This window comes from Methylobacterium terrae (genome assembly GCF_003173755.1).
Classification (GTDB): domain Bacteria; phylum Pseudomonadota; class Alphaproteobacteria; order Rhizobiales; family Beijerinckiaceae; genus Methylobacterium; species Methylobacterium terrae.
In genome coordinates this window covers 1345480-1352500 of record NZ_CP029553.1, presented here as the reverse complement: position 1 = coordinate 1352500, position 7021 = coordinate 1345480, and the positions used below count along the sequence as shown (strand labels likewise).

At 74.0% G+C, this 7021-nt stretch carries 5 protein-coding genes (1 of these 5 cut by a window edge); 3 read left to right on the top strand and 2 right to left on the bottom strand.

Annotated features, from left to right (window positions below; translation table 11 throughout):
- The 3 genes from DK419_RS06065 to DK419_RS06055 all read left to right on the top strand — a co-directional run.
- Window positions 1–724 carry the 3' portion of an SDR family NAD(P)-dependent oxidoreductase gene (locus DK419_RS06065; protein ID WP_109958294.1) on the top strand. It extends 38 nt beyond the left edge of the window, so 724 of the gene's 762 nt are visible here — the last part of the coding sequence; its start codon lies beyond the left edge, outside the window; its stop codon occupies window positions 722–724.
- A gap of 130 nt (window positions 725–854) precedes the next feature.
- Complete coding sequence (locus DK419_RS06060) at window positions 855–1985, top strand: acyl-CoA dehydrogenase family protein (protein ID WP_109958293.1); 1131 nt, start codon at window positions 855–857, stop codon at window positions 1983–1985.
- 298 nt (window positions 1986–2283) lie between these two features.
- Window positions 2284–4899 carry a sensor domain-containing phosphodiesterase gene (locus DK419_RS06055; protein ID WP_162561158.1) on the top strand — a complete coding sequence of 872 codons (2616 nt, stop codon included), beginning with the start codon at window positions 2284–2286 and terminating at the stop codon, window positions 4897–4899.
- 288 nt (window positions 4900–5187) lie between these two features.
- Here DK419_RS06055 and DK419_RS06050 read toward each other — a convergent pair whose 3' ends face one another.
- A complete protein-coding gene (locus tag DK419_RS06050; protein ID WP_109958291.1) occupies window positions 5188–5541 on the bottom strand; it encodes a hydroxyisourate hydrolase in 354 nt (117 codons plus the stop codon).
- Window positions 5538–6941: an amidase gene (locus tag DK419_RS06045; RefSeq protein ID WP_109958290.1), complete on the bottom strand. Its 1404-nt coding sequence runs from the start codon at window positions 6939–6941 to the stop codon at window positions 5538–5540. The genes DK419_RS06050 and DK419_RS06045 overlap by 4 nt, the downstream gene beginning before the upstream one ends.
- Window positions 6942–7021 lie beyond the last annotated feature (80 nt).

Below are 7021 nucleotides of genomic sequence, written 5' to 3'. Positions count from 1 at the left end.
CGGATCGGGCCTGGGGGCGGCGACCGGGCGGGCGCTCGCCGCGGCGGGCGCGCGGGTCGCGCTCCTCGACCTCAACGAGGGAGCGGCCGCGGAGGTCGCGGCGGAGATCGGCGGCCTCGCCCTCGCCTGCGACGTCGGCGACGCGGGGAGCGCCGAGGCCGCGGTCGCGCGGGCGGCGGCGGCACACGGCCCCGCCCGCATCCTGGTCAACTGCGCCGGCGTCGCGACGGCGGGTCGGATCGTCGGTCGCAACGGCCCCCTCGACCTCCAGGCCTACGCGCGGGTGATCCAGGTCAACCTGATCGGCAGCTTCAACCTGATGCGGCTCGTCGCGGCGGGCGCGCTCGCCCTCGATCCGCTCGAGGGGGGCGAGCGCGGCGTCATCGTCTCCACGGCCTCGGTCGCGGCCTACGAGGGCCAGGTGGGCCAGGCGGCCTACGCCTCCTCGAAGGCCGGCATCGTCGGCCTGACCCTGCCGGCGGCGCGGGAATTCGCGCCGTCCGGCATCCGGGTCTGCGCCATCGCGCCCGGCATCTTCGAGACGCCGATGCTGCGCGGCCTGCCGCAGGAGGTGCAGGATTCGCTCGGCGCCGCGGTGCCGTTCCCCTCCCGCCTGGGCAAGCCGGCGGAATACGCCAAGCTCGCCATGGCCATCATCGACAACCCGATGCTCAACGGCGAGGTCATCCGGCTCGACGGCGCACTGCGCATGCAGCCCAAGTAAGGATGCAGCCCAAGTAAGGATGCAGCACCGTCGGACCTGTTCGAGGGTGCGAGGTTCGACGGTAAGGCCGGCCCGGATGGGCGCCGAACGCCTCCACCGACGCAAGAGGCCCGAGGGAAGAGACCGCGCGATGCTGAGCGACGACCAGATCCTGATCCGCGACACCGCCCGCAGCTTCGCGCAGGAGAGGCTGAAACCGTTCTCGGCCGCGTGGGACCGGGAGGCGCGCTTCCCCCGCGAGGCGATCGCCGAGATGGGCGCGCTCGGCTTCATGGGCATGCTGGTGCCCGAGGCGCATGGCGGGGCGGCCGCCGACCACGTCGCCTACGCGCTCGCCATCGAGGAGGTGGCGGCGGGCGACGGCGCCGTCTCGACGGTGATGAGCGTGCACAACTCCGTCGGCTGCATGCCGATCCTGAAGTTCGGCAGCGACGAGCAGAAGGCGCGCTTCCTCGGGCCGCTCGCGCGCGGCGAGCAGCTCGGCGCCTTCTGCCTGACCGAGCCCAGCGCCGGCTCGGACGCCGCCGCGCTCAAGACCCGGGCGCGGCGCTCCGGCAATGCCTGGGTTTTGTCGGGCACCAAGCAGTTCATCACCTCGGGGGCGAATGCGGATCTCGCCATCGTGTTCGCGGTGACCGACCCGGAGGCCGGCAAGCGCGGCATCTCGGCCTTCATCGTGCCGACCAAGACACCCGGCTACAAGGTGGCGCGCATCGAGCACAAGCTCGGCCAGCGCGCCTCGGACACGGCCCAGATCGTGTTCGAGGAGATGGAGCTCACCCCCGACCTGATGCTCGGCCAGGAGGGCGAGGGCCTGAAGATCGCGCTCGCCAACCTCGAGGGCGGGCGCATCGGCATCGCCGCCCAGGCGGTCGGCATGGCGCGGGCCGCGTTCGAGGCGGCCTTGGCCTATGCGGGCGAGCGCGAGACCTTCGGCCAGGTCCTCAAGAACCACCAGGCGGTCGCCTTCCGGCTCGCCGACATGGCGACGAAAATCGAGGCGGCCCGGCTCCTGGTGCTGAACGCGGCGCGCCTGCGCGATGCCGGGCAGCCCTGCCTCAAGGAGGCGGCGATGGCCAAGCTCTTCGCCTCCGAGATGGCGGAAGCCGTGTGCTCCGACGCGATCCAGATCCACGGCGGCTACGGCTACCTCGCCGATTACCCGGTCGAGCAGATCTATCGCGACGTGCGGGTGTGCCAGATCTACGAGGGGACCAGCGACGTCCAGCGCATCGTCATCAGCCGGGCGCTGACGGCCTGACGCCGAGGGCGATCCGTCCGGGACGGTGCGGATCCGGGGTGAGCGCCATAGATCGGCGACCGCCCCGCGACGTAGAGGTAGCGAAAACCTTCCGGTCGATGCCAGTTCATCGCCCGGGTCCGGCGAGTGCACGCGTCGTCCGGCGTCGCGGTGACGGGATACGCCGCCCGGCCTACGTCGCCTCGTCCATGGTCGGGCGGGATGACGGCGGGATTTTAACGACTTCGTAACTTTTCTGACATTGTGTCGAGGCTCGCCCGGCGTCTCGGCGCCGACCCCGCCGGCAAGGAGCGTCGTGGTGCAACTTCGTCCCGAGCGGGAGGCCGAGCGCCTCTCCGAGCTGCACGCCCTCGGCCTCCTCGACACGCCGCCGGAAGACCATTTCGACGCGGTCTGCCGCCTCGCCCGCACGTTGTTCCGGGTGCCCTATGCCTGGATCTCGCTGGTCGATGCCGACCGGCTGTGGTGCAAGGCCTCGGCGGGCATCCAGTTCGGCCCCACCGGCCGGGACGCCGCCTTCTGCAACCACGCCATCCTGAGCGATGCGCCCCTGGTGGTGGAGGACGCGGCGGCCGACCCGCGCTTTCGCGACGTCGCGCTGGTGACCGGGCCGCGGAGCGTGCGGTTCTACGCCGGCATCCCCTTGATGCTGCGGCCGGGCCTGCCGCTCGGCACTCTCTGCCTCGCCGACACCGTCCCGCGCCGGCTGACCGACGACGAGACCGCGCGCCTCTCCGACCTCACCGCGGTCGTGGTGGCGCAGATCCGGCACTACGAGGCCCGCGTCGCCAGCGAGACCGAGGCCCGGCGCCGGCGCGCGAGCGAGGATGCCCTGTCGCGCGCCAACCGCAACCTGACGCTCGCCGAGCAGATGGGACGGATCGGCCACTGGCGGGTCGATCTCGCGTCCGGTGCCACGACCTGGTCGGACGAGGTCTGCCGGATGCACGGGCGGGAGCCGGGCGATCCGGCCGCCGACGTCGCGGAGGCCCTGTCCTACTACCACCCCGAGGATCGTGATCGGGTCGCGGGCCTCGTCACGGCGGCGCGCGAGCACCGGACCGGCTTCCACTTCAAGGCCCGGATCGTCCGGCGGGACGGCGAGGAGCGGGTCGTGATCTCGCGCGGCATCTGCCAGCAGGACGAGGCCGGGACGGCCACGGCCCTGTTCGGCAGCGTTCAGGACGTGACCGAGATGGCCCGCGCCGAGGCCGAGCTGCAGGAGAGCGCCGCGCGCCTGCGCGCCAGCACCGCCCTCCTCGACGCCACCCTGGCGCATATGGACCAGGGCCTGATGATGATCGACGAGGCGGGCATCGTGCGGGTCTGCAACGAGCGGGCCCTCGCGCTGCTCGACCTGCCGCGGGACCTGATGCGCGCCGAGCCGACCTTCGACGAGGTCCGCCGCCATCAGCTCGCGCAGGACGATTTCGCCCATTGCGACGCCGCCTTGCGCGAGCAGGTCGCGCGCGCGCCGCTCGCGACCCATCCCTACACCTACGAGCGCCAGCGGCCGAACGGCACCGTGCTGGAGATCCGCACCGTGCCGCTGCCCACCGGCGGGGCGGTGCGCACCTACACCGACATCACCGCCCGCAAGGCGGCGGAGGCGCAGGTCGCCCACCTCGCCCGGCACGACGGCCTGACCGGATTGCCGAACCGGGCACTGTTTCGCGACAGCCTCGACCAGCGTCTCGCCGCCGTGGCGCGCCACGGCGGGACCTGCGGCCTGCTCTGCCTCGACCTCGACGCGTTCAAGGCGGTCAACGACACCCTCGGCCACCTCGCCGGCGACGCGCTCCTGCGCGAGGTGGCGGGGCGGATCCGCGCCGCCTTGCGGCGCGAGGACCTGCCGGCGCGCCTCGGCGGCGACGAGTTCGCGGTCCTGCTCGGCGGCGAGGCGAGCTCCGGCAGCGCCGCCGCCACGGCGGAGCGGCTGGTCGCGGCGCTCCGTGCTCCGGTCGATCTCGGCGGGCAGGAGGCGACGATCGGGGTCAGCATCGGCATCGCCTTCGCGCCCGAGCACGGCCTCGACAGCGACACCCTGCTCAAGCGCGCCGACCTCGCGCTCTACCGGGCGAAATCGGAGGGGCGCAACACCTACCGGCACTTCGCCGCCGCCATGGACCGGGCCGCCGAGGAGCGCCGGCGCCTCGAGCGCGACCTTCGCGTGGCGCTCCGGCGCGGCGAGTTCGTCCTGCACTACCAGCCGGTCTTCGACCTCGCGCAGGGGCGGATCGCGGCGGTGGAGGCGCTGCTGCGCTGGAACCACCCGGCCCGCGGCCCGCTGCCGCCGGCGGCGTTCCTGCCGCTCGCCGAGGAGACCGGCGTGATCGTCCCGCTCGGCGAGTGGGTGCTGGGCCGCGCCCTCCACGATGCCCGCGCGCTCCCGCCCGGGATCCGGGTGGTGGTGAACGTCGGCGGCGCGCAGCTGCGCCAGGCCGGCCTCGCCGCCGCCATCCGGGCCGCCCTGGCGGCGACCGGCGCGGCGCCGGAGCGCCTGGAGCTCGACATCGCCGAGGGGGCGATCGCGGACGGGGCCGGCCGGCTGGCCGAACTCGCCGCGCTCGGGGTCGGGCTCGCCTGCGACGGTTTCGGTGCCGGCGCCTCCTCCCTCGGCGCCCTGCGGCGCCTGCCCTTCGGGCGGATCAAGCTCGACCGCGAGGTCGCGGCCTCCGCCGGAGCCCAAGGCCTCGTGCCGGCGATCGTCGCCCTCGGTGCGGCGCTCGGCATGACGGTCACCGCCAAGGGCGCGGAGACCGAGGCGCAGCTCGCCGCCCTGCGGGAGGCGGGCTGCGCGGAAGCGCAGGGCTTCCTGCTCGGCCGGCCGGTGCCGTTCGGCGAGGTGCTGGCGGTGCTCGGCGGGGCGACGTCCCAAGGTCCGGTCGATCGATCGGAGCGCTCCTGCGCGTGACCGTGCCTCCCGGCGTCACGGCGGCCGCGTCGAGGCGATCATCCCGGGATCCCGTGCGCGGTCCGTCCGATACCGCCGCCCGTTCGGGCTCAGCCAGCGCCTTCGGACGGGTCCGTTCGAAGGCGCTGCACTGAGAGCCTGTTCGATTGATCCAGGGACGCGGTCCCACTCCAGACCTCAGGATGAGGTCGTGGGTGGGAGAGAAACTTCTATCGCCACGTCGATCTCGCTCGTCAAACAGTCTCCGGGAGACGAAGCAGAGAACGGCGCGCGGGGGCCGAGCAGCCCTCACACACCCCGAAACACCGCGTACCCAAATCGCGTGAACTTCAGCGGCAGGTGGTGGTGCTCGGCCGCATCGACGATGGTGAAGCGGAACGGCACCGCGTCGAGGAAATGCGGGCCCGCCCGTCCGGCGGCGGTGAAGTAGGCGCCGAGGTGGAACACGACCTCGTAGGTGCCGGCCGCGACGCCGACGCCCCGGACCACCGGGTGGTCGAAGGTGCCGTCCGGCCCGATCGTCCCCTCGGCGAGCGGGCGCGGGCCGGTCCCGTCGAGGACCAGGATCGTGACTCTCAGGCCGACCGCCGGGCAGCCCTCCGCCACGTCGACGGCGTGGACCGAGATGCCGCCGGCGCTCATCGGGCCGCCTCCCCGGGGAGAGCGGGCCAGCGATCGGCGAAGGGGCGGCGCGCCTCCATCGCCTCGGCGAGGTCGAGCAGCAGGTCGTCGCGGCCGAAACCCGCCACGAGATGGAGGCCGATCGGCATCCCGTCCGGTGCCGGGTCGACCGGCAGGCTCAGGCCCGGCAGCGCGGCGGCGTTGACCCAGCCCGAATAGACCGCGTGGCCGCGCGGGCCGACCGGCCGCCCGTCGATCACCTCCGGATGGACCGCGTCGGCCGCCCACGGCATCGCCGCGGCCGAGGGCGTGAGGACGAGGTCGACCTCCGTGAACGCCGCGTTCGCGGCGTTGCGCAGGGCCTGCACCCGCTCCAGGATCTCGGCGAGCAGCGTCGCGGGCGCCCGGGCGCCTTCGGCGGCCATCGCCCGGTACGGCGCGCTCGCTCGCGCGGCCAGGGCCGGATCGGCCTCGAACAACCGGGCGATCCCGATCTTGCCGATCTCCGGCCACAGGGCGTTCAGGGCGGCGATCTCGAAGGGCAAGGGCCCCTCCTCCACCGCGACGCCGAGCGCCTCGAGGTCGGTCAGGGCCCGTCGGCACGCGCTCGCGATGACCGGGTCGAGGGGCGCGTCGCCGATGCGCTCGACGTAGCGGGCCCGCAGCGGCCGGTCCGGCCGGCCCGGGGCGGCGAAGGTCGACCACAGCACCCGCGGATCGGCGCCCTGCATCAGGTGGAGCATCGCGCGGCTGTCGGCGACGGTGCGGGTGAGCGCGCCCGCCACCTCGAAATCGAGGAGCGGCGAGGGCAGGCCGCCGAGCCGCGGCACCCGGCCGAGGCTGCTCTTCAGCCCGACGAGGCCGGTATGGCCGGCCGGCCGGCGCAGGGAGCCGCCGCCGTCGGTGCCGAGGGCGACCGGCGCGTAGCCGGCGGCCGTCGCCGCAGCGCCCCTGCCGGTCGAGCCGCCGGGGGTGAGCGCGACGTTCCACGGGTTGCGGGTGACGCCGAAACGGGCAGATGCCGTGAAACCTTGCACGGCGAATTCCGGCATCGTGGTCTTGGCGAGCGTCACGAGGCCGGCGCGGCGCGCCCGCGCCACCGGCAGCTCGTCGTGGCCGGCCGGCGCGGCCTCCCCCGGCTCGGCGTAGGTCGAGGGCATTCCCTCGGTGACCAGGAACTCCTTCACGGTCATCGGCACGCCGTCGAGGGGCGAGAGCGGGGCCCCGGCGCGCCAGCGGGCGGCGCTCGCCTCGGCCTCCGCCCGCGCGCGCGGGTTCTCGCGCGCGATCGCGTTCAGGTGCGGCTCCCAGGCGGCGGCGCGGGCCCGCGCGGCCTCCAGCGCCTCGACCGGCGAGGCGCGGCCCGCGGCGAAGAGCCGGCCGAGCTCGGTCGCGGAGAGGCGCCACAGCTCCGTGTTCATGCGGGTCCTCCGACGGTCAAGTGGCAGTGCGGCATGGTCTTTCCCAGGAATGGCATACGATTTGCTGCACCCCGGCAGCA